Here is a 23,201-nt window from a genome sequence, read left to right on the forward strand (position 1 = left end):
GTAACGGATAGAAATATGATACATTAGCGCTCTTCAAACTTACTAGTTTATTTCGGAGTTTTCTCGGTGATTGAGTTTCTGAGTGATTACAGTCTTTTCCTTGCAAAATCAGTAACTATTGTCTTTGCCGTACTCGCTGTTGTGGCTGGTATTGCTATAGTGTCAACACGTTCACGTAAAGATGCTAAACAGGGTGACATCGAGGTGATTCATTTTAATGATGAACTTGCTGAGATGAAAGAAGCGTTGGAAGGATCAATTCTTGATGAGTGTGAGCTAAAAGCTATGCTCAAAGAGGAGAAGAAAAAAGCGAAGGCGGATAAAAAAGCCCAGAAAAAAGCACCGCCTGCAGATGATCAGCCGCGTCGCAAACGTATTTTTGTACTTGATTTTGATGGTGATGTTAAAGCCAGCGAAGTTGAGCCTTTACGCCAAGAAATTTCAGCTGTCTTATTGATGGCAGAGAAGCAAGATGAAGTACTAATTCGCCTTGAAAGCCCTGGTGGTATGGTGCATGAGTATGGTTTAGCTTCATCACAAATTGAGCGAATTAAACGTAAAGAGATTCCGTTAACAATCTGTGTGGATCGCGTTGCTGCCAGTGGTGGTTATATGATGGCATGTTTAGCTGATAAATTGCTCGCCGCGCCTTTCGCTATTGTTGGATCTATTGGTGTTATTGCTCAACTACCTAACTTCCATCGTTTGCTGAAAAAGAACGATATCGACTATGAAGTATTAACGGCGGGAGAGTACAAGCGCACTTTGACTGTGTTTGGTGAAAATACAGATAAAGGTCGTGAAAAATTTGTTGAAGAGCTAGAAGAAACTCATGAGCTGTTCAAAAACTTTGTTCATGAGTACCGCACTGAAGTTGATATAGACAAAGTTGCCACCGGCGAAATTTGGTTTGGTAAGCAGGCGCTGGATGTTCACTTAGTTGATGAATTGATGACTTCGGATCAATATATGATGGATGCTGCTGATAAGGCAGATATCTATATTGTTCGTTATGAGCAGAAAAAATCGTTACAGGAAAAAATCTCTGAATTAGCCGTTTCCTCAAGTGATAAAGTGCTGCTGAGATGGTGGGGACGTTTGACGCAGTCAAAAATCTGGAGTCGTTAGTCTGACTGCTAGTGCTTGATTACAATTTTAGCTATGGCTGATGTTTTTTGTCAGTCGTAGCTGAATAAGTGAATGGATTTTTTCCTTATAATTTGTCACTATCTGTTTTAAACGCCAGTTTGGAGCTTGGATGAATCATAAAGGAACATCTGCGAGTATTATTAAGGCAGCAGAAATTCTATTTGCGGAGCAGGGATTTGCTGAGACAACCGTGCGCCAAATTACCAGCAAGGCTGATGTCAATTTAGCGGCGATCAACTACCATTTTGGTTCTAAAAAGGGGTTGATTCAAGCGGTGGCAGAGAAGTTTTTGACCCCGCTGTGTACTGAATTGACCTCAATGTTAGAGCATCGTAATCTATCCACTGATGCCGGTCAGGTGACTTTGGATGAGTTACTCGAAATTCTGATGCGAACACTCTTAGTCGTTAATCATGACAATGTGAATGCCCTGGCCGTATTTATGCGTTTGCTTGAACTCTCCTATATGCAAAACCAAGAAGAGCTACGTGATTTTCTGATTAGTCGCTATCAAGATACCTTACAGCCTTTTATTCAGTTACTTCGTGCCGATGCTGCGCCTATGGAAGATGATGAGTTTTTCTGGCGACTTCATTTCTGCTTAGGCTCTATCACTTTCACTCTCTCTAACTTCCAAACGCTTCACGGCATAGAAAAACGTGAGTTTGATAGTGGTGCTGAGGTTGAGAAGATCCTACACCGTATGATTCCTGTACTCTCTGCAGGTTTGCAGGCTCGAGCGGATAAAACCTATTTCTGTCGCGTTTAATCCTATGCTGCAGCTCGTTATCTCTATTGCTAACCAGCAACTATCATTAGTTGATGGGGAGCAGACTCTTGCGATTTATTCGATTTCTACCGCATTGAATGGGGTCGGTGAACTCAAAAATAGTGGATGTACCCCTCGGGGTAAGCATTATATTCGAGCAAAAATTGGCTCGGGTTTACCTGTCAATGCTGTATTTGTTGGCCGTCGTTTTACGGGGGAGATTTACTCCTCTGACTTGGCAGCGAAGTTTCCTCAACGGGATTGGATACTGACCCGTATTTTATGGTTATCAGGGTGTGAGCATGGCTTTAATCGCTTAGGGGATAAGGATAGTATGCAGCGGTATATTTATATTCATGGCACTCCCGATTCAGAGCCTATGGGTATTGCTCGCTCCCATGGTTGTATACGTATGCGCAATTCTGACATGCTTGAGCTGTTTGAAAGGGTTTCTTATGGCGCTCCGGTTTTTATTCAAGAATAAGTAATTAGGCTTATCTATATGCATGCTTCTCTGTTTCTCGATCTAGATGGCACTGAGCTAACTCAGGCTGAATCTGTTCTATTAAAACATCCGCTTATTGGGGGTGTTATTCTTTTTGGGCGAAACACAAAATCCGCCGACCAAGTTAAGACGTTAATCAAACAGATTCGTGAGATACGTCCAGAGTTAATTATTAGTATTGATCAAGAGGGTGGGCGGGTTCAGCGCTTAAAAGAGGGCGTTACTCTGCTACCTCCGGTAAAAAGTGTTCATGCGTTATTCTGTTTGGACTATGCTCAGGGGTTGCAGGCAGCATCTCAGTTAGGTTATTTAATGGCGGCAGAAATGCGCTTATTGGATGTAGATCTTAGCTTTGCTCCCGTGCTAGATGTGGATTATGGGCGTAATTCGGTTATTGGGAATCGTGCCTTTGCTACAGACTCTAAGGCGGTTACTCAGTTATCTGAAGCGTACATATCCGGTATGGCAGATGCGGGTATGGCAGCCACCGGAAAACACTTTCCAGGTCATGGCTGGGCTAATGCCGATACACACCATGCTGACGCAATTGATGATCGCTCTTTTGCCCAGCTCTGGGATACAGATATGCTGCCATTTCGGCGAGCAATTAAGAAGGGTGTGCAGGCAATGATGTTTGCTCATGTACTCTATCCTGAGTGTGATTCAGCACCGGCGGGCTACTCTACTTTTTGGATGCAAAAAATATTACGAGAGCGGCTAGGCTTTAAGGGCATTATTTTTAGTGATGACCTTAGTATGAAAGCAGCCCATAGTGTAGGTGGCTATGGACAACGAGCGGAAAAAGCGCTGCAGGCAGGCTGCCAGGCGATACTTTGTTGTAATGATAGAGCGGGTACAATAGAGATATTGTCCTATTTGGACGCTTCAGGTTATAAAGCATTACCTGAGCTTCTTGAGCTGAAAGGCTCGGATTGGGCTCTAGACGATGAAAGATTAGTATCTGCGCGCTTGTTAGCAAAAAAATTGATGGATAACGGAAAATGATAGAACTACTGAATCAGTTATTGACTGAATATTTACCTTCGTATGACGCATCCGCGTGGATGATTTTGTCGGTCGCTATCTGCGTAGCCGCTGTTGTCGCCGATATTGTGACGCGTGTTTTGCTTGGCCAGCTTATGGGGCAAGCAGAAAAGACGCAGATGCTATGGGATGATGTGATCCTTAATGCCTTTAGTCGTCCACTGTTGTTTCTTATTTGGCTGAGTGCAGGTTATTGGCTTGTACAGATTTTCCAGGCCCATCTATCAATCCAAGTATTAGATGATGATAGCCCTCTGCCTCGTTCCGTGCTGATTGTTATTATTGCGTGGTCGTTTTTCCGTTTCCTTAATGGAATCGAAGAAGTCTTGGTGATGCCTGATCGCATGGTTAAGCCTATGGACCCGACAACGGTAGGCGCACTGGGCCGTTTAGTTCGTTTGATCCTGTTAGTCATTATCATCATGATTGTGATGCAGAACTACGGTTACAGTATCTCAGGGATTCTCGCCTTTGGTGGTATTGGTGGTATTGCCGTTGGTTTTGCGGCTAAGGATATTTTAGCGAATTTCTTTGGTGGTTTGATGATCTATCTAGATCGTCCGTTTAAAGTGGGTGATTGGATCCGTTCACCAGATAAGCAGATAGAGGGTACAGTAGAAGATATAGGTTGGCGCCAGACCCGTATTCGTACTTTTGATAAAAGACCGCTCTACGTACCTAATGCGACCTTTGCCAATATATCGGTGGAAAACCCATCCCGTATGACTAATCGCCGTATCTATGAATACGTGGGTGTACGTTATGATGATGCCGCCCAACTAACGGATATTGTATCGGCCGTTAAAGCTATGTTGTTGGAGCATCCTGAGATCGATACAAGGCAAACATTGATTGTCAATTTTGATCGTTTTGGGCCTTCATCTTTAGACTTCTTTATCTATACCTTTACCAAAACAACCAATTGGATTCACTTCCATGAAATTAAGCAGGATGTAATGGTTAAGGTTATGGATATTATTGAGCAGAGAGGGGCTTCGATTGCCTTCCCAACAACAACTGTTCATTTAGCAAGTCAGCCGCCTTTCGCTATGGATGAGCCGGTTATGACTGGAGAGTTTTCGGAGCCACGTTAATATTTGTTGCACATAAGGCTCGAGTCTTCGGGCCTTATGTGAGTTTTGAGTATATAACGTTTTATTTTTTATTCCTTTACGGCAAAGATCCCAGGGGCATTTCGCCAATAGCCTTTGTAGTCCATGCCGTAGCCAAAAATATAGCGGTCTTCAATTTCTAGGCCGACAAAGTCAGCTTTTAATTCAGGGTTAGGCTTACGGTCATGGTTTTTATGTACAAGTACCGCAACCTTTACCTCGCTAGCGCCTTCCGATCGACAATAACTAACAACCTCAGCTAGGGTATGTCCCTCATCTAAGATGTCATCGATAATAAGCACCGCGCGCCCCTTAAAATCAATCTGAGGTTTAACTATCCATTCGAGCTGATGGCCTGATGTTGTATTGCGATAACGAGTTGCATGCAAATAGCCAGCCTCAAGAGGGAAGTTCAATTTAGTGAGCAGCTTACCTCCAATGACTAAACCGCCATTTAATACGGGAAATACCACAGGGGTCTTGTCCATCATATCTTCAGTGATTAGCGCGGCTAATTTGTTGATAGCGTGTTCGACTTCAGCTTCTCCGTAGAGTAAGTCTGCTTGGATATAAACGCGCTTAATCTCTTCGTCATCTATTTTAGACATGAGGGTTTTCTACTCTTTGATCGTATATAAAAAAGCCCAGTTATTCTGGGCTTAGTTGATGATAGGTTAAGTTGTTAATTTACGGGCCGAATTTCAACTAAGATCCCCATTAATGGGTGATCTATATAGTGTAACTCTTTTGATTTCATGCGCCGTGCTTGATTCAGGTTTGCCGTTAAGATATTTGGAATGGTAAACAATTCGTTGGCCAATGAACTGCTGGCGCTACTGGATGCTTGCATTGTAAGTATTGATGCTGCGTTTTCGTCCACGGCGTTGTTGGTTGCTGTAGGATCGTCTTTAAGTAGCTTTGCTTCATCAGCACTTAATCTGCGGCTTAGGTAGAGGTCAGGGCGAAAGTGTAGATAAGTGCCTCTGCCTACGGCGATATATCCATCTAGTTCATGCATGCCATTATCTAATATCTCGCCGCCGGTGATATGAATTGGGCGCGGTGTTTGGGTGCGGTAAACAGGTTGCATCCATCCTGCATGAAAGAGGACTTTGTAGGGCCCAGAGTTTCGCAGCCGGTTTTTTTCATCGTGAAGGGTCAAGGAGCTTCCGGGTAGGCGCTTATAAGCACTTCCTTCGGCATTGGATGACTTTAAGTTGATCGCATTGCTGGGCGCGGGGATCTCTTCTATATCAGGCCAATACTCATCGGCGATAGGCGCGCTGTCCTGATTTGCAAAAACAACCACTTCAACTTTATACCAGTCAGCTGCATTGGCTGTGAGGCTTAAAGCACTAAAAATTAGGGCGCTATACAATTTTTTCATGATGTTTTAACTGCCAAGTCGCTTAAAAGGCTTTCGATAGCGCAGAAGCGAACGTCGCTCTTCTCCATATTTAGGCTAAAACGTAATTTGTCTGCGCCTTCAAGTTTATACTTTTGTGGGTGCTTTTGAACCATTTTTACTAGTGTCAAAGGATCAACTTTAGCATCGGTCGCAAATTCGATGCGCCCATTTGTTGTACCTGCATCGATTTTAACAATGTTCATGGCTTCTGCACGTAATTTCAGTTCTGTTACTTTAAATAGATTCTTTACTTGCTCAGGTAATAGACCAAAGCGATCGATCATCTCTATTTGTAGTTCTTTAAGTTCTTTTGATGAGCTCGCGTTGGCAATGCGCTTGTACATGATTAAGCGGCTGTGAACATCAGGAAGGTAATCATCAGGAATAAGCGCTGATAAGTGTAAATTGACTTCTGCGCCGTGCCTTAATGGTTGATCCATATTAGGCGTTTTACCTTCTCTGATCGATTCAACAGCTTGTTCGAGCATCTCCATAAAGAGAGAGAAGCCTACAGTTTGCATCTGCCCGCTCTGTTCTTCACCTAAAAGCTCACCGGCGCCACGAATTTCTAAATCGTGGGTGGCCAGTGTAAAGCCAGCGCCAAGATCGTTGGTTGTTTCGATCGCTTCTAAACGCTTGACGGCATCTTTAGTCATCGACTTTTTATGCGGCGTCAGTAAGTAAGCATAAGCTTGATGGTGCGAGCGGCCTACACGTCCTCTGAGCTGATGTAGCTGTGCGAGGCCAAACTTATCTGCTCGGTCAATAATGATGGTGTTAGCGTTAGGTACATCAATACCCGTTTCAATAATGGTGGTGCACAGTAAAATATTAAAACGCTTATGGTAAAAGTCGGACATGACCTGTTCCAGTTCGCGTTCGCGCATCTGTCCGTGGCCTACACCTACACGTGCTTCGGGAACTAGTTCGCGAAGCTCTTCTGCTGTTTTTTCTATGCTTTTAACTTCGTTATGTAGGTAGTAAATCTGCCCGCCACGAAGTAGTTCTCGGAGAATGGCTTCCTTGATCACCGTTGGGTCGCTATAACGCACAAAGGTTTTAACAGATAATCGTTTAGCGGGTGGTGTAGCAATAATTGATAGATCACGTATACCTGACATGGCCATGTTGAGGGTTCGTGGAATCGGCGTAGCTGTCAGCGTTAAAATATCAACCTCAGCTCGAAGAGACTTGAGGCGTTCTTTTTGTTGAACGCCAAAGCGATGTTCTTCATCAATAATGACTAAACCAAGGTCTTTAAAGTTAATGCCCCCGTTAAGCAATTTGTGGGTGCCTATCACTATATCGACACTGCCTGCTTCGAGTTTTTCTATTGCACTGTCTTGTTGTTTTCCTGAGCGGAAGCGGGAGATAAGTTCAATGTTAATCGGCCAGTCGGCGAATCTATCCTGAAAGTTTTGGAAGTGCTGCGAAGCGAGTAGGGTGGTTGGGACTAAAATTACAACCTGCTTTCCGCTTTGTACTGCCACGAAGGCGGCACGCATGGCAACTTCTGTTTTACCAAAACCTACATCCCCGCAAATTAGGCGATCCATAGGCTGTGGGGCTGTCATGTCGCGTATCACATTGCCGATAGCGGCGGCTTGGTCAGGCGTCTCTTCAAAAGGGAAAGACGCTGCAAATTGTAGATACTGCTCATCAGGGTCATGAAACTTAAAGCCTTTTCGTGCCGCACGTCGTGCATAAATATCGAGGAGTTCTGCTGCTGCGTCATGGGCTTTCTCAGCGGCTTTGCGTTTAGCTTTACTCCATTGTTCTGTGCCTAAGCGATGTAAGGGTGCATTGTCGTCTCCCGCACCGGTGTAGCGGCTAATTAAGTGCAGAGATGAAACGGGTACATAGAGTTTTGCTTCTTCTGCATACTCAAGGGTGAGAAACTCATTAGCTTGTCCCTCAAGTTCTATAATCTGTAAGCCTAAATAGCGTCCTACGCCATGGTCTAAGTGAACAACGGGTGAGCCAGTGTTTAGCTCCGATAGGTTTTTTATAACCTGATCGTTTTGTTCCTGCTCTCGGGAGCGCCGTCTGCGTTGAAATACTTGTCGGCCAAAGAGCTGAGTTTCGGTAATTAAATGAAACTCTCCAGGAACTGATAATCCTTGCTCTAAAGGAAACTCTGTTATGGCTAAATCTACGGCTGAATCAACAAATGATGACCAGTCTTTAGTTTGCGTTGGTTTGATATTTATACGAGAAAGCAGTTCAAGTAGAGCTTCTCTTCGACCTGCTGATTCAGCACAAAATAGAACCGCGCCATCCCGTTGTATTAAAAATGACTGCAGTGCAGCTAGAGGTTCTTTCTGCTGTGACTGAACGGGGAGTTCCGGTGGCTGTATACAGTCGAGGTTCGTTCTGCCTGCTTTATCTTCGATAAGGTCAGTATGTAATGTGAGGCGGCCGTAGCTTTTTAGTTCAGCAAATAGCTCATCTGTTGAGAGGAAGAGGGACTGTGGCGGGAGAACTGGATTGGTGATGTCGTGTCTACGTTGTTCGTAACGTTCATTAACTTCATCTGCAAATAGCTTGGCTGCTGCCTCTAATCCATCATTAACCAGTATTTGAGTGTTTTCGGGTAATGAGGAGAATATGGAGCTGCACTCTTCAAAGAAGAGAGGCAAGTAATATTCAATACCTGGTGATGCAAGCCCATCATTAATATTTGTGTAGATAGGGCACTGTTTGTAATCAACATCAAACTGCTCACGCCAGCGAGACTTAAATCCGCTGATGGCGCGTTTATCAAATGGGAACTCTTTGGCAGGCAGTAGATTGATTGAGTCTATTTGTTCAATGGAAATCTGCGTTTCTGTATTAAATGTACGTAGAGTCTCAATCTCATCATCAAATAATTCTATTCGAAAAGGGAGTTCGCTGCCGGTAGGGAATAGGTCGATGATTGAACCGCGAATGGTAAACTCCCCGTGTTCCAATACCGCATCTACAGCATGGTAGCCTGCGTCCGATAGTTGTTTGCGGAGGTCTTCGACATTAATAGTGTCGCCCACTTTTAGATCAAAGTAGTTGCCTGCTACAAACTCAGCTGGAGCAGTACGGTGCATTAGTGTGCTGAGGGGGATGATCAAAATGCCTTGCTTGAGGCTTGGGAGGCGATTGAGTGTAGATATTCGTTCTGAAATTATATCTTGATGTGGTGAAAATGTGTCATAAGGCAGTGTCTCCCAATCTGGGAATGAGAGAATTTCCTGTTTGTTCTTTTTGAAAAAACAAACTTCATTGTATAGGCGATTAGCTTGGTTGGTGTCATTGGTGATAACAAGCGTGACCCCTTCATAGCGCTCTGCCGCATCGGTGATAAGATAACCAGCGGCGGCCCCAAGAACTTGGCCGATATGTTTTCGGTCGCCGGGACCTGATGGTAAGGGGTATTTCAGCTGCAACACTGCGATGCTCCTGTTCGCATGAAGTTTATTCAGGCAGGGTAGTTTAGCGGCTAGAAACAGAATTGATAGAGTTTAGGGGGCAATGAACGCTTTTTATATACTAATCTGTGGTGTTGCTTGTATGGTTCGAAAGTATATCTAGATGAATTTGCTCAATGGGCCTTAAAAGAGGATAATGCGCACCAAATTTTTAGCGGGTCTGCTAGTAAGGCTTTATATATGGTCTTATTAGTGGTTGCCAACGAGTTGACACAGCTTTTTGGAGTCTCATTGTGAGCCAAGATCAAGTATTTACTGATTGGAAAGAACGCGAAGCGATAGCTGAAGCGATGGTACCACTGGTAGGTGGTTTGTACCGTGATCGGAATATCGAATGTTCAGTGTTCGGTCGTTTGATTATTAAACGTTCTGTTGTTGATATTCTGAAAGCACATCGTTATGTGCGTCAGGTTGAAGAGCAAGAGCTGACTGTATCTGAAACACTGCCTGTTCTTGAAGCAGTAAGCCGTCTTAACGTTCGCAATGCGCACGTTGATTTGGGCAAATTGGCTGTTAAGTTTCGTGATGAGGCTAATGGTCAAGCGCTAGAGGCTTTTGTTGAATCTGAGCTAGCTGAAGCTATCGACTCTGATGAGCGTGAATCTACAGATGTAGTGCTTTATGGTTTTGGTCGTATTGGTCGTTTATTGGCGCGTCTATTAATTGAACGTACGGGCGGTGGTCAAGCGCTACGTTTAAGAGCGATGGTTGTGCGTAAAGGTTCAGCGGCTAATGATCTTGAAAAGCGCGCAAGCTTATTGCGTCGTGATTCGGTACATGGTTCCTTCCGTGGCACTATCACTGTAGATGAAGAGAATAATACAATTACAGCCAACGGCAATGTAATTCAGGTTATTTTCGCTAACTCTCCAGAGGAAGTTGATTACACAGCTTACGGTATCAATAATGCGATGGTTATTGATAACACGGGTAAATGGCGCGATAAAGAGGGTCTATCTCTTCATTTGCAATCTAAAGGCGCGTCTCGCGTTGTACTGACTGCACCAGGTAAAGGCGTTAAAAATATTGTAATGGGTGTTAATGATGGGGATATCTCACCTGAAGATGAGATCCTATCGGCAGCGTCTTGTACTACAAACGCAATTACACCGATTCTTAAGTCTATCTGCGATAAATATGGCATTGAGAATGGTCATGTTGAGACCGTGCATGCTTATACAAACGATCAGAACTTGATCGATAATTACCATAAAGGTGATCGTCGCGGCCGTGCTGCGGGTCTTAATATGGTTATTACTGAGACGGGTGCAGCAAAAGCGGTATCTAAAGCACTTCCAGAGATGGAAGGTAAGCTAACAGGTAATGCTATTCGTGTGCCTACGCCTAACGTATCCATGGCTATTCTTAACTTGAACCTTGAAGCTGAAGCAGATAAAGAGTCGCTTAACGCGTATCTTCGTGAAGCTGCGGTTCATGGCCCAATGCAGAAGCAGATCGATTACAGCAATTCTCCAGAAGCGGTTTCAACTGACTTTGTCGGTTCTCGTGCTGCGGGTGTTGTTGATGCGCTTGCAACCATTGCTGGCGGTAAGCGTTGCGTACTTTATGTTTGGTACGACAATGAATTTGGCTATAGCTGTCAGGTTATTCGCTTAATGCAGAAAATGGCTCAGTGTACGCTTCCAGCTTTTCCAAAGCAGAAGTAAGCATTTAGTTTATTACTATTGACTAAAAAGCCACCTACGGGTGGCTTTTTGTATATTTATTGCTCTATATTCTAAAAAGATATATCTATATAGATAACCATTCTATGGTTGGCTACCTACTTTAGTTTGTGTAACGTCATGATATAGGCGGGTGTTTGTAGAAAAATAGGGCATTGCTCAGGTATACTTAGTCGGATTTTTGGGTGGGGTAATTTAATTTTCGTAATAACTATATAAAGTTATTCTTTGCGCTCGGGGACAGGACGCTAAGAATTAAAGAAACGAAAATTGAATCCTGAAGAGTTTAACGTAATTGGGTGAGGCGTATGATCAAGATCAAGCAAGGTCTGGATCTACCGATCACGGGCGCTCCTGAGCAATCTATTAAAGATGGCCCAGCAGTGAACTCCGTTGCTATTGTTGGCTTTGATTATGTAGGTATGAAACCTACCATGGCTGTCAAGGTAGGTGATCGAGTAAAACTCGGTCAAGTGATCTTTTCCGATAAGAAAACAGAAGGTGTTAACTTCACAGCGCCAGGTGCGGGTGTAGTTAAGGCAATCAATCGTGGCGATCGTCGTGTTCTTCAATCTGTAGAGATTGAGTTGGATGGTGATGATGCGGTTGAATTTAATAAATACAGTGCTAGCGAATTGACTGGTTTGACGCGAGAGCAGGTTGAAGAAAACCTAATCGCTTCTGGTTTATGGACAGCGTTTCGCACGCGACCATTTAGCCGTGTACCACAACCGGGCTCAACGCCAAATTCTATCTTTGTAACAGCAATGGATACCAATCCTCTTGCTGCTGATCCTTCAGTTGTTATTGCAGAGCAGAAAGAGGCATTTTCACAAGGTCTTGAAGTACTGACTAGCCTTGCTGCTACAGTCTACTTGTGTAAAGCATCTGGTGCCGATATCCCTACAGCCGACGGTGTTACTGTCGAAGAGTTTGAAGGGTGTCATCCAGCTGGGAATGCAGGGACTCATATTCATTTTCTAGATCCTGTGTCTCAAAAGAAAACGGTTTGGACTATTGGCTATCAGGATGTGATCGCTGTGGGCAAGTTGTTTACTGAAGGTAAACTATTTACTGACCGTGTTGTTTCTGTTGCTGGCCCTCGTGCAGCTTCACCTAGTTTGTTGCGTACACGTCTTGGTGCTTCATTAGATACTTTACTTGAAGGCGCTCAAGTCGGCACAAATAATCGAGTGATTAGTGGTTCTGTCTGGAGCGGTCGTACCACTGACGGGCCTACTGCATTTTTAAGTCGTTATGCGAATCAAGTGACTATTCTTGAAGAAGGCAATCAACGTGAATTTATGGGCTGGGTCGTTCCTGGTACGAATAAGTTCTCTGTGTTGAATCTATTTGCTTCTTGCTTGAATCGTTCTAAGAAATTTGATTTTACAACGACGACAAATGGCTCTGAGCGTGCAATGGTACCTGTTGGGCAGTTTGAAAAGCTGATGCCACTGGATATCTTGCCTACTCAACTTCTGCGTGCGCTTGTTACGGGTGATATTGTTCATGCGATGGAGCTTGGTTGTCTAGAACTAGATGAAGAAGACCTCGCACTGTGCACGTTTGCTTGTCCCGGCAAGTACGAGTACGGCCCTATTCTTCGCGATAACTTGACGCGTATCGAGAGAGAGGCCTAATCATGAGCTTAAGAAATATTCTTGATAAAATGGAGCCGCATTTCCATAAAGGCGGTAAGTATGAAAATTGGTATGCTCTTTATGAAGCAGCAGATACTATTTTTTATACACCAGGCCATGTAACTAAAACAGCAGCTCATGTACGTGACGCAGTCGATCTGAAGCGTATGATGATTTTGGTGTGGATGTGTACATTCCCCGCTGTTTTCTTTGGTATGTACAACGTCGGCCTACAAGCAAATACTGCTATGGCTCAGATGGGGCTTACTGAAGCTTCATCTTGGCAGGGTGCGATTGCTGGTGCATTAACTAGCTTCAATCCTGAAAGTATCTTCGACAATATTATTCATGGTGCCGCCTATTGGTTGCCTATCTATATTGTTACTTTCGTTGTGGGTGGTTTCTGGGAAGTTTTGTTCGCGATGAAACGTGGACATGAAGTCAATGAAGGTTTCTTCGTAACTTCTATCCTGTTTTCACTTATTCTTCCTCCGACTATCCCGCTTTGGGAAGTTGCACTAGGCATAAGCTTTGGTGTTGTGATCGGTAAGGAAGTTTTTGGTGGTACAGGTAAAAACTTCTTGAACCCTGCATTGACGGGTCGTGCATTCCTTTTCTTTGCTTATCCAGCTCAGATGTCAGGTGATGCAATTTGGACTGCAGTTGATGGGTTCTCCGGTGCTACGCCACTAAGTCTGGCTGCGGCGGGTGGTGTTGATGCTATCTTAGCTCAGAATATTACTTGGTTTGATGCTTTTGTTGGTCAAGTTCAAGGTTCTGTAGGTGAGGTTTCTACGCTTGCCATTGCTGCCGGTGGTTTAGTCTTGCTCATTGCTAGGATTGCTGCATGGCGTATCGTCGCTGGTGTTTTCTTAGGGATGACGGCTACTGCTACGCTATTCAATGTTATTGGTTCTGATACTAATCCTATGTTCGCATTGCCTTTCTATTGGCATCTGGTCTTAGGTGGTTTTGCTTTTGGTATGTTCTTTATGGCAACTGATCCTGTGTCAGCTTCTATGACGAACAAAGGCAAATGGTATTTTGGGGCGTTGATTGGTCTGATGGTTGTGTTAATCCGTGTGGTTAACCCAGCATTCCCTGAAGGGATGATGCTTGCCATTCTGTTTGCCAACTTGTTTGCGCCATTAATCGATAACTTTGTTGTTCAGGCGAACATTAAACGGAGGATGGCGCGCGATGTCAGCTAATAACGACTCTATCGGTAAAACGATTACCGTTACCGTTCTTTTGTGTGTAGTTTGCTCGGTTATTGTATCTGCTGCGGCGGTACTACTTAAACCGCAACAAATTGCTAACAAAAATCTAGATCGCCAGACCAATATTTTGGCTGCGGCCGGTGTTGATTATCAGGGTAAGAGTATTCCTGAGCTGTTTGAAAGCACGATCACTAAGAAATATGTTGATCTTGCAACAGGCAAATATACTGAAGTGGCTGATCCTGCACGTTACGATGCTAAAAAAGCCGCTAAAGATCCTGAGCTTGGTATTCAGCTTGATAAAGCAAAAGATCTTGCTTCAATCAAGTATCAAGCTAAGGTAATGCCGGTTTATTTGGTTGAAGATAATGGCCAGATAGAGAAGGTTATCTTACCTATTCATGGTTACGGTCTTTGGTCTACGCTTTACGGCTTTATTGCACTTGAAGGCGATTTAAACACGGTTGTTGGTTTAGGTTTCTATTCTCATGCAGAAACGCCTGGTTTAGGTGGTGAGGTTGATAACCCTAACTGGAAAGCGTTGTGGCCTGGTAAGAAAGTTTACCCTGAAGGTTCTATGGAGCCTGCGCTTGGCTTGATTAAAGGGTCAGTTGACTCTGCATCAGCTAAGGCTAAGCACCAGATCGACGGCCTATCGGGTGCCACTCTGACAAGTAATGGTGTAACCAATCTAGTTCATTTTTGGATGGGTTCGAATGGTTATGCGCCATTCCTAGCTAACTTAAAAGCAGGGGGAGCATAAATCATGTCTGCAACTAAAGACGTTCTAGTTACTCCGCTGTTCAAAAATAATCCTATCGGTCTTCAGATCTTAGGTGTTTGTTCTGCGCTAGCTGTAACTTCAAACCTAAATACAGCGTTGGTTATGACGTTGGCGGTAACCGTAGTTACTGCTTTCTCTAACATGTTTGTATCTTTGATTCGTAATCAGATACCAAGCAGTGTTCGAATCATCTGTCAGATGACCATCATTGCTTCATTGGTAATCGTAGTTGACCAGATTCTGAAAGCTTATGCTTATGATGTTTCTAAGCAGTTATCGGTCTTTGTCGGTTTGATTATCACTAACTGTATCGTAATGGGTCGTGCTGAAGCGTTCGCGATGAAGAATCCTCCGGGAATCTCTTTCTTGGACGGTATTGGTAACGGTCTAGGTTATGGTGTAGTGCTGATTTTCGTAGGTTTTCTACGCGAGCTTTTTGGTGCGGGTAAACTATTTGGTATAGAAGTGCTGCCTCTTGTGAATGATGGTGGTTGGTATTTAGCGAATGGCTTAATGTTACTTCCGCCAAGTGCATTCTTTATCATTGGTATATTCATCTGGATTGTACGTAGCTTTGATAAAAAACAAGTTGAAGCACCAGAATTTGTTCTTGCTAAGAACTCTAAGAAGGAGGCTGTATAATGGAACAATATATCAGCCTTGCCGTTAAGGCGATTTTCGTTGAAAACATGGCGTTGGCGTTCTTCCTAGGTATGTGTACTTTCTTGGCTATTTCTAAGAAAGTACAAACAGCTCTAGGTTTAGGTATCGCTGTAATCGTTGTGTTAGCTATCACCACACCGGTTAATAACCTGATTTATAACCTACTATTGCGTGAAGGCGCATTAGCTTGGGCAGGTTATCCAGATGTTGATCTTAGCTTCTTGGGCTATATCTCTTATATTGGCGTAATTGCCGCGATCGTTCAGATCCTTGAGATGTTCCTAGATAAGTTCGTACCTGCTTTATATAACGCATTGGGTGTATTCCTACCGTTGATCACAGTTAACTGTGCGATCATGGGTGCTGCGTTATTTATGGTAGAACGTGATTATACATTTAGTGAATCAGTGGTTTATGGTGCCGGTGCAGGTGTAGGTTGGGCGTTAGCTATCACTGCACTAGCGGGTATCCGTGAGAAACTTAAATACAGCGACGTACCAGAAGGATTACGTGGTCTAGGCATTACCTTCATTACTGTTGGTTTGATGTCTCTAGGTTTCATGTCTTTTTCTGGTGTGCAGCTTTAATGCCTACATGGTCAACAAAGGAAGGATTAGCCAATGAATGCTGAAATCGTTCTAGGTGTTGTCATGTTTACTGCGGTAGTGCTTGCACTTGTCGCAGTAATTTTGGCAGCTCGTTCTAAATTAGTAAGTTCCGGTGACGTTACGATTCATATCAATCACGACCCGGCTAAATCTATTACAGTACCTGCCGGTGGCAAGTTGCTGCAGACGCTTGCAGATAAAGGGATCTTTATTCCTTCTGCTTGTGGTGGCGGCGGTACTTGTGCGCAGTGTAAGTGTCAGGTTCTAGAGGGGGGTGGTTCTATGCTGCCTACTGAGGAATCCCACTTCACTATGCGTGAAGGCAAAGAAGGCTGGCGCTTATCTTGTCAGGTGGCGGTTAAACAGGACATGGAGCTTGAACTTGAAGAAGAGATCTTCGGCGTTCAGAAGTGGGAATGTACTGTTGAATCCAATCCTAACGTAGCGACATTCATCAAGGAGTTAACGCTTCGCCTACCTGAAGGCGAAAATGTTGATTTCCGTGCCGGTGGTTATGTTCAGCTTGAATGTCCTCCTCACGTAGTTAACTACAAGGATTTTGACATTCAAGAAGAATATCGCGGTGATTGGGATCAGTTTAATATGTGGAAGTTTGTTTCTACAGTAACTGAACCTACCATCCGTGCATATTCTATGGCGAACTACCCAGAGGAGCGTGGTGTTGTTAAATTCAATATCCGTATCGCTTCTCCACCACCAGGAACTGATCACCCACCAGGTATCATGTCATCCTACGTCTTTAACCTTAAAGAAGGGGATAAGATTACGGTTTATGGACCATTTGGTGAGTTCTTTGCCAAAGATACAGATAATGAGATGGTCTTTATCGGTGGTGGTGCAGGTATGGCACCGATGCGGTCACATATTTTTGACCAGCTTAAACGCCTTCATTCTAAGCGTAAGATCTCTTTCTGGTATGGTGCACGTTCTATGCGTGAATCATTCTATAACGAAGAGTACGATAAGCTTCAAGAAGAGAATGAAAACTTTAAATGGCACTTAGCATTGTCGGACCCTCAGCCAGAAGATAACTGGGATGGTATGACAGGCTTTATCCATAATGTATTGTATGAAAACTATCTTAAGGATCATGAAGCGCCTGAAGATTGTGAATACTATATGTGTGGACCACCTATGATGAACTCTGCCGTTATTCAGATGCTTGAAGATCTGGGTGTAGAGCGCGAAAACATCTTCCTTGATGATTTTGGTGGCTAATACGTCTATGTTTGTCATAACTCGACAAGCTAAAAAGTGGCCTGCAGCTTTGCTGCTGGCCACTTCTATTTTTGTTTGTCTACTCTTGTCTGGTTGCGAGTCAGAGCAACCGAAAATCGTTAGCCATCAAGGCATGACGATGGGGACTACATTTACCGTTAAGTGGGTGTCCTCTCAATCTGATACTGAATTAAATAATTTGATTGATAATGCGCTCGTTGATATCAATCAAAGTATGTCTACCTATATTCCCGATTCTGAATTATCGATTTTAAATCGAACGCCTCCCGGCGAACCCTTGTCTGTATCTGAGCCGCTTGCTCATGTATTAGTATTGTCTAAAAAAATTAGCGTAGAGACTGAAGGGGCATTTGATAATACGGTCGGTCCATTAGTAAATCTTTGGGGGTTTGGTCCTGATGGTCGCGTTGTTAAGGCACCCCTGCAGTCTGAGCTTGATGGAGTTCGCGACCGTGTTGGCTATGACTATGTTAAAATCGAAGGGACTCAGGTCGTAAAACAACGTCAAAGTTATGTTGATCTATCAGCCATTGCTAAAGGTTATGGTGTTGATGTACTTGCTGAGCTTCTTGAGTCCCATGGTATAGAAAGCTATTTAGTGGAAATTGGTGGTGAGCTACGTGCGCGGGGTTTAAAGCCTGATGGTCATGAGTGGCGTATAGCTATCGAGTCGCCGACTAATGCAGCAGAGCGAACTATTCAACGTATTATAGCGGTTAAAAATGTGGGCATTGCTACCTCTGGTGACTACCGAAACTATTTTGAAGAGGAGGGTGTTAGGTTTTCCCATACTATCGACCCTGTTACCGGTAAGCCGATTAACCATAAATTGGTATCGGTTACTGTGTTAATGCCAACTTGTGCGGAAGCTGATGCGTTGGCAACGGCTATGATGGTTATGGGGCCGGATAAAGCATTTCAGTTTGCTCAAGCGCATAAACTAAATGTGTTTTTGATTGTCAAAACCGATACAGGTTTTGAAGAAAAAATGACACCTGGATTTAATGAGTTCCTGGTGCAGTGAGGTTAAAATTATGGATACGATGATACTTACGTTTGTAGTGTTAATTGCCGTTGTGGTAGCGATGTCGGTGGGTGTACTGATGGGGCGCAAGCCGATTGCCGGTTCATGTGGTGGTATGGCTAATTTAGGCATGGATACCGCGTGCGATATTTGTGGCGGTGACCCGAAAAAATGTGATGAAGAGCAAGAACGGTTAGAGAGTGAAGGATCTCAGCTGAATCTTTCTTATGAAGTTAAATCTAAAGAATAATTGAGTTGTGCGCCACTAAGCGTAAGCTGTTGTGGGTAATAAAAATGCCAGCAAAACAATAAGATAACGATAACAGATAGGGGAAAGTGATGGCGGTTTATGACTATGATGTCATTGTGATTGGTTCTGGGCCTGCCGGTGAAGGTGCTGCAATGAATGCTGCTAAGAAAGGGCGTCGAGTTGCAGTTATCGAAGAGCAGGAAGCGGTTGGTGGTAACTGTACCCATAAAGGTACTATCCCTTCAAAAGCACTACGTCATTCTGTTAAACAGATTATTGAGTTTAACACTAACCCGATGTTCCGAGATATCGGAGAGCCTCGCTGGTTTTCATTTCCTAAAGTACTGAAACGTGCTGAGAAAGTTATTTCAAGCCAGGTTGTTTTACGCACAAATTTCTATGCTCGCAATCGTATTGATGTGTTTTTTGGTACGGCTGAATTTGAAGATAAGAATACGGTTCTTGTGCGGGGTACTGTCAAAGGTGATGAGACCTTAAGGGCAAAAAATATTGTTATCGCTACAGGTTCTCGACCTTATAAACCGGTAGATATCGATTTCAACCACCCACGTATTTACAATTCAGATACTGTTCTTAAATTAAGCCATACACCTCGTACGTTAATTATCTACGGTGCCGGTGTTATTGGTTCTGAGTATGCGTCTATATTCAGCGGTCTCGGCGTAAAAGTTGATCTAGTTGATAATCAAAGTCGTTTACTCTCATTTTTGGATGAAGAGATCTCAGATTCATTAAGTTATCACTTACGAAATAATGCTGTAAAAATTCGCCATAATGAAGTTTATGAGAGTGTTGAAGCTGATGATCGTGGTGTAGTGCTTGCGCTTAAATCCGGTAAGCGGATTCGAGCGGATGCTTTCTTATGGTGTAATGGTCGTAGTGGTAATACTGAAACCTTACATTTAGAACGCATAGGTTTAGAAGCAAATAGTCGAGGACAGCTCGAAGTTGATGATCATTATAGAACGGCTTGTGAGGGTATCTACGCTGCGGGTGATGTGGTTGGCTGGCCAAGTTTGGCTTCTGCTGCGCTAGACCAGGGTCGAGCTGCGGCCGCGGATATGCTATCAGCTGAAGATTTCCGTTATATCAATGAAGTACCAACAGGGATTTATACTATTCCTGAAATTAGCTCTATTGGTAAAACGGAAGAGGAGTTGACTGAGGAGTGTGTACCTTATGAAGTAGGTCAGGCCTTCTTTAAAGATACCGCCCGTGCACAGATTTATGGGCAGCCTGTCGGTATGCTTAAGATCTTGTTTAACCGTGATACGTTCCAGATTCTTGGTATCCACTGTTTTGGTGAGCATGCTTCTGAGATCGTACATATAGGCCAAGCTATTATGGCGCAAGAGGGTGAAGCTAATACCCTTAAATACTTCGTGAATACGACATTCAACTATCCGACAATGGCAGAGGCTTATCGTGTTGCTGCAATTGCTGGCTTGAATCGAGTAGCGAATCTTTAGTCGTTTAGTAGAGATATAAAAAAACACGCATCATGCGTGTTTTTTTGTATCTAAATGAAAGAAAAAAAAGCTCGGACTTAAGCCGAGCTTTTTAGATTTACTTCTTCGTTATTTAGTTGCTAACGCTAATGCTTTATTCAATGTCTCACTAGGGCGCATTACTTTTTTCACAGCTTCACGGTCCGCATGGTAGTAACCATCTAGAGGCGCTGGAGAGCCTTGGCAAGCAGCTAGTTCGGCAATGATTTTATCTTCATTGTCAGAGAGTGTCTTAGCAAGTTCTTTGAACTGTGCAGCAAGCTCAGGATCTTCAGTCTGATTAGCGACCTCTTGAGCCCAGTACAAGCCTAGGTAAAAGTGGCTACCGCGGTTATCTAGCTCACCAGTTTTACGTGAAGGAGATTTGTTCTCTTCAAGTAGTTTACCTGTTGCAGCATCTAATGTTTTAGACAGGATCGCTGCACGCTGATTATTGTTTTTCATTCCCATATCTTCAAGGGAAACGGCAAGTGCTAGGAATTCACCTAGGGAATCCCAGCGAAGGTGGTTTTCCTCTTGTACTTGCTGTACGTGTTTAGGAGCTGAACCGCCAGCACCTGTTTCGTACATACCGCCGCCTTTTAGCATAGGTACAATAGAAAGCATCTTAGCGGATGTACCTAGTTCCATAATTGGGAATAGGTCAGTTAGGTAATCACGTAGCACGTTACCAGTAACAGAGATGGTATCTTGGCCGCGAATTAAGCGATCCATGGTAAAGCGGATTGCTTGGCTGTAGGACTTGATAGAGATATCTAAGCCTTCAGTGTCATAATCTTTAAGATATTCTTTAACTTTTTTAGTTAATTCAAGATCATGTGCACGTTCTTGGTCTAGCCAGAAAATAGCAGGAGTATTTGATAGGCGAGCACGGTTTACCGCTAGTTTAACCCAGTCACGAACAGGCTCATCTTTAGTTTGACAAGCGCGCCAAATATCACCTTTTTCGACATCGTGCTGCATTAGAACTGTACCATCGGCGCTAACTACACGCATAACGCCTGTTTCAGTTTCGAATGTTTTATCGTGCGAGCCATATTCTTCTGCTTTTTTCGCCATTAAACCAACGTTTGGAACTGAACCCATTGTTGTAGGATCAAAAGCGCCATTAGTTTTACAGAAGTTGATCATATCCTGGTAGATACGTGCGTAAGTGCTTTCAGGCATAACCGCTTTAGTATCTTTTGGCTTGCCATCAGGGCCCCACATTTTACCGCCGTTACGGATCATTGCAGGCATTGAAGCATCTACAATTACGTCGGAAGGTACGTGAAGGTTAGTGATACCTTTAACCGAGTCTACCATCGCCATTTCTGGACGGTGTGCTAGACACTGATGGATATCTTCTTCAATAATTTCGCGCTGTGAGCGAGGTAGGGAAGCGATTTTATCGTAAACGCTGCTAATACCATTGTTTGGGTTAACGCCAAGCTCTTTGAATAGTTCGCCATGCTTGTCAAAAACTTCTTTGTAGAAAACAGTAACGGCGTGGCCGAATACGATAGGGTGGGATACCTTCATCATTGTTGCTTTAACGTGAAGTGACCACATAACGCCAGTTTCTTTAGCGTCATTCATCGTTTCTTCAAAGAATTCGCGAAGGGCTTTGCAGCTCATTCGCATGCCATCAAGGATTTCACCTTTTTCTAGGCTTAGCTCTTTTTTAAGTTCAACCTTGCCAGCTGGATCTACAAATTCAATACGCACATCGCCAGCGTCTTTCATTGTAATTGACTGTTCGCTTGAGAAGAAATCACCGTCTGTCATGTAATCAGCGTGTGTGCGAGATGCTTTGCTCCATTTACCCATAGAGTGTGGGAATTTGCGGGCAAAGGCTTTTACTGCACCTGGGGCGCGACGGTCAGAGTTACCTTCACGGAGTACTGGGTTTACAGCACTACCTAGAATTTTAGAGTAGCGAGCAAGAATCTCTTTCTCTTCATCAGTTTGCGCATCTTCAGGGAAGTTAGGAATGTCATAGCCCTGTGCTTGTAGCTCGGCAATGCATGCTTTTAGCTGAGGGATGGAAGCACTGATGTTAGGTAATTTAATAATGTTTGCATTAGGATCTTGTGTCAGAGCACCTAAGAACTTAAGGCCATCTTCTACGCGCTGTTCCTCTGTAAGCTTTTCGGGGAAGGTCGAGAGAACACGGCTTGCTAGAGAGATGTCTGTAATTTTAACATCGATGCCAGCAGCAGAAGTAAATGTACGAACAATAGGTAGAAGCGAGCATGTAGCTAATGATGGTGCTTCGTCGGTTAGAGTGTAATAGATGGTTTGGTTCGTTGTAGTCATTGTATTCCCCAAAGGTTTTATGGCAGTGCAGCCAAGGGTTTGAACAAAGGCGGCTTGTGGCTACCTTTCTCCACTATTTCAAACCCGATGGTTGTAATTTAGTAACAGAATTATACTGAATTCAGCGCAATAGTCATACGTCTGGCCTATGTACTTATGGCTAATGTTGTTGTGTTTTTACAACTTTTTTTCCTATATTTGTGCTGCGATGCAGCATAATTCCGTATGTAGTTCTATAAATAGAGCCGATTATTTATTTAATCGAAGAACTATTGCCAATTAATGACAGCTGCTAGTTAAGACTTTAGGTCTAATAAGCCTTGAGCAAATATAGTGAATTTTTCAGACCCAATTTAGGGACAGGAATGATCTTAGATTTAATTTAGTAGGAGACCGAGGTAGAATAAAATAATGGAAAAAGAGCATAGTATGGCTGAATTAACAGAGAAACCTACTCCTCCCGCAGATTGTGAGTGTTGTGAGAGTGCTTGCTCGCCTTGTGTGTGGGATATCTATTATGAAGCATTAGCTGCTTGGAATGCTCAGCAGGCTTCAATAAAAAAAGACAATGACAGTGAGTGATTAGTCATGGGTGATGTTGTAGATATGCGTTCTTCTAGGGAGAAGGCCAAGCATAAAAAGAAAGAAGAGAAGTTCGCCTTATTGCAAAAGCGATTTGAAAAGGCGCTGCCTGCTGATGAGCAGGATCCTAAGCAGAAACTGTTAGATTTATTTAAGAAAAAATAGTTTTTATTAAAAAACGCTTCTATCACTATCGTCCTTATATGC

General features: G+C 43.5%; 21 protein-coding genes. 17 read left to right on the forward strand and 4 right to left on the reverse strand.

All coding sequences use genetic code 11. The annotated features are described in order from the left end of the window. The first annotated feature begins 66 nt into the window (after nt 1-66). From sohB to Q4486_RS11050, 5 genes are all read left to right on the forward strand, one after another. Entirely contained in the window at nt 67-1,128 is a 1,062-nt protein-coding gene (sohB, locus tag Q4486_RS11030) for a protease SohB (RefSeq protein WP_303419102.1), read from the forward strand. A gap of 130 nt (nt 1,129-1,258) precedes the next feature. After that, nucleotides 1,259-1,918, forward strand: a complete 660-nt coding sequence (locus Q4486_RS11035; RefSeq protein WP_303419099.1) for a TetR/AcrR family transcriptional regulator — start codon at nt 1,259-1,261, stop codon at nt 1,916-1,918. Between the two features lie 4 nt (nt 1,919-1,922). After that, nucleotides 1,923-2,402, forward strand: coding sequence for a L,D-transpeptidase (locus Q4486_RS11040; RefSeq protein ID WP_303419096.1), 480 nt, complete (start codon nt 1,923-1,925; stop codon nt 2,400-2,402). 18 nt (nt 2,403-2,420) lie between these two features. Beyond that, nucleotides 2,421-3,428 (forward strand): beta-N-acetylhexosaminidase, encoded by a 1,008-nt coding sequence (gene nagZ / locus Q4486_RS11045; RefSeq protein ID WP_303519455.1) that lies wholly within the window; start codon nt 2,421-2,423, stop codon nt 3,426-3,428. Next, nucleotides 3,425-4,561: a mechanosensitive ion channel family protein gene (locus Q4486_RS11050; protein WP_303419089.1), complete on the forward strand. Its 1,137-nt coding sequence runs from the start codon at nt 3,425-3,427 to the stop codon at nt 4,559-4,561. Before nagZ ends, Q4486_RS11050 begins: the two co-directional genes overlap by 4 nt. A gap of 68 nt (nt 4,562-4,629) precedes the next feature. Here the strand turns inward: Q4486_RS11050 and Q4486_RS11055 are convergent, their stop codons facing one another. The 3 genes from Q4486_RS11055 to mfd form a co-directional block, all read right to left on the reverse strand. After that, nucleotides 4,630-5,187, reverse strand: coding sequence for a hypoxanthine-guanine phosphoribosyltransferase (locus tag Q4486_RS11055; RefSeq protein ID WP_303419086.1), 558 nt, complete (start codon nt 5,185-5,187; stop codon nt 4,630-4,632). A 74-nt stretch (nt 5,188-5,261) separates the two neighbouring features. Beyond that, entirely contained in the window at nt 5,262-5,966 is a 705-nt protein-coding gene (locus Q4486_RS11060) for a CsiV family protein (protein ID WP_303519457.1), read from the reverse strand. Beyond that, nucleotides 5,963-9,409 carry a transcription-repair coupling factor gene (gene mfd, locus Q4486_RS11065; protein ID WP_303519459.1) on the reverse strand — a complete coding sequence of 1,149 codons (3,447 nt, stop codon included), beginning with the start codon at nt 9,407-9,409 and terminating at the stop codon, nt 5,963-5,965. Before mfd ends, Q4486_RS11060 begins: the two co-directional genes overlap by 4 nt. Before the next feature lie 272 nt (nt 9,410-9,681). Between mfd and Q4486_RS11070 the strand changes: the two genes are divergently transcribed. From Q4486_RS11070 to sthA, 10 genes are all read left to right on the forward strand, one after another. Next, complete coding sequence (locus tag Q4486_RS11070) at nt 9,682-11,115, forward strand: glyceraldehyde-3-phosphate dehydrogenase (protein WP_303519461.1); 1,434 nt, start codon at nt 9,682-9,684, stop codon at nt 11,113-11,115. Between the two features lie 326 nt (nt 11,116-11,441). Next, nucleotides 11,442-12,776: a Na(+)-translocating NADH-quinone reductase subunit A gene (locus tag Q4486_RS11075; RefSeq protein WP_303519463.1), complete on the forward strand. Its 1,335-nt coding sequence runs from the start codon at nt 11,442-11,444 to the stop codon at nt 12,774-12,776. A 2-nt stretch (nt 12,777-12,778) separates the two neighbouring features. After that, the gene (locus Q4486_RS11080) at nt 12,779-13,987 is read left to right on the forward strand and encodes an NADH:ubiquinone reductase (Na(+)-transporting) subunit B (protein ID WP_303419072.1); all 1,209 of its coding nucleotides are present in this window, start codon (nt 12,779-12,781) and stop codon (nt 13,985-13,987) included. After that, nucleotides 13,977-14,759, forward strand: a complete 783-nt coding sequence (locus tag Q4486_RS11085) for a Na(+)-translocating NADH-quinone reductase subunit C (RefSeq protein ID WP_303419070.1) — start codon at nt 13,977-13,979, stop codon at nt 14,757-14,759. Before Q4486_RS11080 ends, Q4486_RS11085 begins: the two co-directional genes overlap by 11 nt. Before the next feature lie 3 nt (nt 14,760-14,762). Next, on the forward strand, nt 14,763-15,422 hold the full coding sequence (locus Q4486_RS11090; RefSeq protein ID WP_303419067.1) for an NADH:ubiquinone reductase (Na(+)-transporting) subunit D: 660 nt from the start codon (nt 14,763-14,765) through the stop codon (nt 15,420-15,422). Further along, complete coding sequence (nqrE, locus tag Q4486_RS11095; protein ID WP_303419064.1) at nt 15,422-16,030, forward strand: NADH:ubiquinone reductase (Na(+)-transporting) subunit E; 609 nt, start codon at nt 15,422-15,424, stop codon at nt 16,028-16,030. Before Q4486_RS11090 ends, nqrE begins: the two co-directional genes overlap by 1 nt. A 33-nt stretch (nt 16,031-16,063) precedes the next feature. Then, a complete protein-coding gene (nqrF, locus tag Q4486_RS11100; protein WP_303419062.1) occupies nt 16,064-17,290 on the forward strand; it encodes an NADH:ubiquinone reductase (Na(+)-transporting) subunit F in 1,227 nt (408 codons plus the stop codon). Nucleotides 17,291-17,297: 7 nt separating this feature from the next. Further along, nucleotides 17,298-18,335 (forward strand): FAD:protein FMN transferase, encoded by a 1,038-nt coding sequence (locus tag Q4486_RS11105; RefSeq protein ID WP_303519465.1) that lies wholly within the window; start codon nt 17,298-17,300, stop codon nt 18,333-18,335. A 10-nt stretch (nt 18,336-18,345) separates the two neighbouring features. Then, nucleotides 18,346-18,585 carry a (Na+)-NQR maturation NqrM gene (gene nqrM / locus Q4486_RS11110; protein WP_303419058.1) on the forward strand — a complete coding sequence of 80 codons (240 nt, stop codon included), beginning with the start codon at nt 18,346-18,348 and terminating at the stop codon, nt 18,583-18,585. A gap of 89 nt (nt 18,586-18,674) precedes the next feature. Then, nucleotides 18,675-20,075 carry a Si-specific NAD(P)(+) transhydrogenase gene (sthA, locus tag Q4486_RS11115; RefSeq protein WP_303419056.1) on the forward strand — a complete coding sequence of 467 codons (1,401 nt, stop codon included), beginning with the start codon at nt 18,675-18,677 and terminating at the stop codon, nt 20,073-20,075. Between the two features lie 108 nt (nt 20,076-20,183). On the opposite strand, the gene Q4486_RS11120 is transcribed toward sthA, so the two are convergent. Continuing rightward, a complete protein-coding gene (locus tag Q4486_RS11120) occupies nt 20,184-22,412 on the reverse strand; it encodes an NADP-dependent isocitrate dehydrogenase (RefSeq protein WP_303519466.1) in 2,229 nt (742 codons plus the stop codon). 429 nt (nt 22,413-22,841) lie between these two features. Between Q4486_RS11120 and Q4486_RS11125 the strand changes: the two genes are divergently transcribed. After that, entirely contained in the window at nt 22,842-22,994 is a 153-nt protein-coding gene (locus Q4486_RS11125) for an oxidoreductase-like domain-containing protein (RefSeq protein WP_303519467.1), read from the forward strand. 6 nt (nt 22,995-23,000) lie between these two features. Further along, nucleotides 23,001-23,159, forward strand: a complete 159-nt coding sequence (locus Q4486_RS11130; RefSeq protein ID WP_197468029.1) for a hypothetical protein — start codon at nt 23,001-23,003, stop codon at nt 23,157-23,159. Nucleotides 23,160-23,201: the final 42 nt, after the last annotated feature.

The sequence above is a fragment of the Neptuniibacter sp. 2_MG-2023 genome, assembly GCF_030547495.1.
Taxonomy (GTDB): Bacteria; Pseudomonadota; Gammaproteobacteria; order Pseudomonadales; family Balneatricaceae; genus Neptuniibacter.

Excerpts from the sequence above, each read along its gene's own strand:
- Q4486_RS11035 (WP_303419099.1), top strand. The coding sequence starts at position 1,259 with ATGAATCATAAAGGAACATCTGCGAGTATTATTAAGGCAGCAGAAATT.
- Q4486_RS11130 (WP_197468029.1), top strand. The coding sequence starts at position 23,001 with ATGGGTGATGTTGTAGATATGCGTTCTTCTAGGGAGAAGGCCAAGCAT.
- nqrM (WP_303419058.1), top strand. The coding sequence starts at position 18,346 with ATGGATACGATGATACTTACGTTTGTAGTGTTAATTGCCGTTGTGGTA.
- Q4486_RS11120 (WP_303519466.1), bottom strand. The coding sequence starts at position 22,412 with ATGACTACAACGAACCAAACCATCTATTACACTCTAACCGACGAAGCA.
- Q4486_RS11125 (WP_303519467.1), top strand. The coding sequence starts at position 22,842 with ATGGCTGAATTAACAGAGAAACCTACTCCTCCCGCAGATTGTGAGTGT.
- nagZ (WP_303519455.1), top strand. The coding sequence starts at position 2,421 with ATGCATGCTTCTCTGTTTCTCGATCTAGATGGCACTGAGCTAACTCAG.
- Q4486_RS11080 (WP_303419072.1), top strand. The coding sequence starts at position 12,779 with ATGAGCTTAAGAAATATTCTTGATAAAATGGAGCCGCATTTCCATAAA.
- Q4486_RS11050 (WP_303419089.1), top strand. The coding sequence starts at position 3,425 with ATGATAGAACTACTGAATCAGTTATTGACTGAATATTTACCTTCGTAT.
- nqrF (WP_303419062.1), top strand. The coding sequence starts at position 16,064 with ATGAATGCTGAAATCGTTCTAGGTGTTGTCATGTTTACTGCGGTAGTG.
- sthA (WP_303419056.1), top strand. The coding sequence starts at position 18,675 with ATGGCGGTTTATGACTATGATGTCATTGTGATTGGTTCTGGGCCTGCC.
- Q4486_RS11105 (WP_303519465.1), top strand. The coding sequence starts at position 17,298 with ATGTTTGTCATAACTCGACAAGCTAAAAAGTGGCCTGCAGCTTTGCTG.
- Q4486_RS11055 (WP_303419086.1), bottom strand. The coding sequence starts at position 5,187 with ATGTCTAAAATAGATGACGAAGAGATTAAGCGCGTTTATATCCAAGCA.
- Q4486_RS11090 (WP_303419067.1), top strand. The coding sequence starts at position 14,763 with ATGTCTGCAACTAAAGACGTTCTAGTTACTCCGCTGTTCAAAAATAAT.
- Q4486_RS11085 (WP_303419070.1), top strand. The coding sequence starts at position 13,977 with ATGTCAGCTAATAACGACTCTATCGGTAAAACGATTACCGTTACCGTT.
- nqrE (WP_303419064.1), top strand. The coding sequence starts at position 15,422 with ATGGAACAATATATCAGCCTTGCCGTTAAGGCGATTTTCGTTGAAAAC.
- Q4486_RS11040 (WP_303419096.1), top strand. The coding sequence starts at position 1,923 with ATGCTGCAGCTCGTTATCTCTATTGCTAACCAGCAACTATCATTAGTT.
- Q4486_RS11075 (WP_303519463.1), top strand. The coding sequence starts at position 11,442 with ATGATCAAGATCAAGCAAGGTCTGGATCTACCGATCACGGGCGCTCCT.
- Q4486_RS11060 (WP_303519457.1), bottom strand. The coding sequence starts at position 5,966 with ATGAAAAAATTGTATAGCGCCCTAATTTTTAGTGCTTTAAGCCTCACA.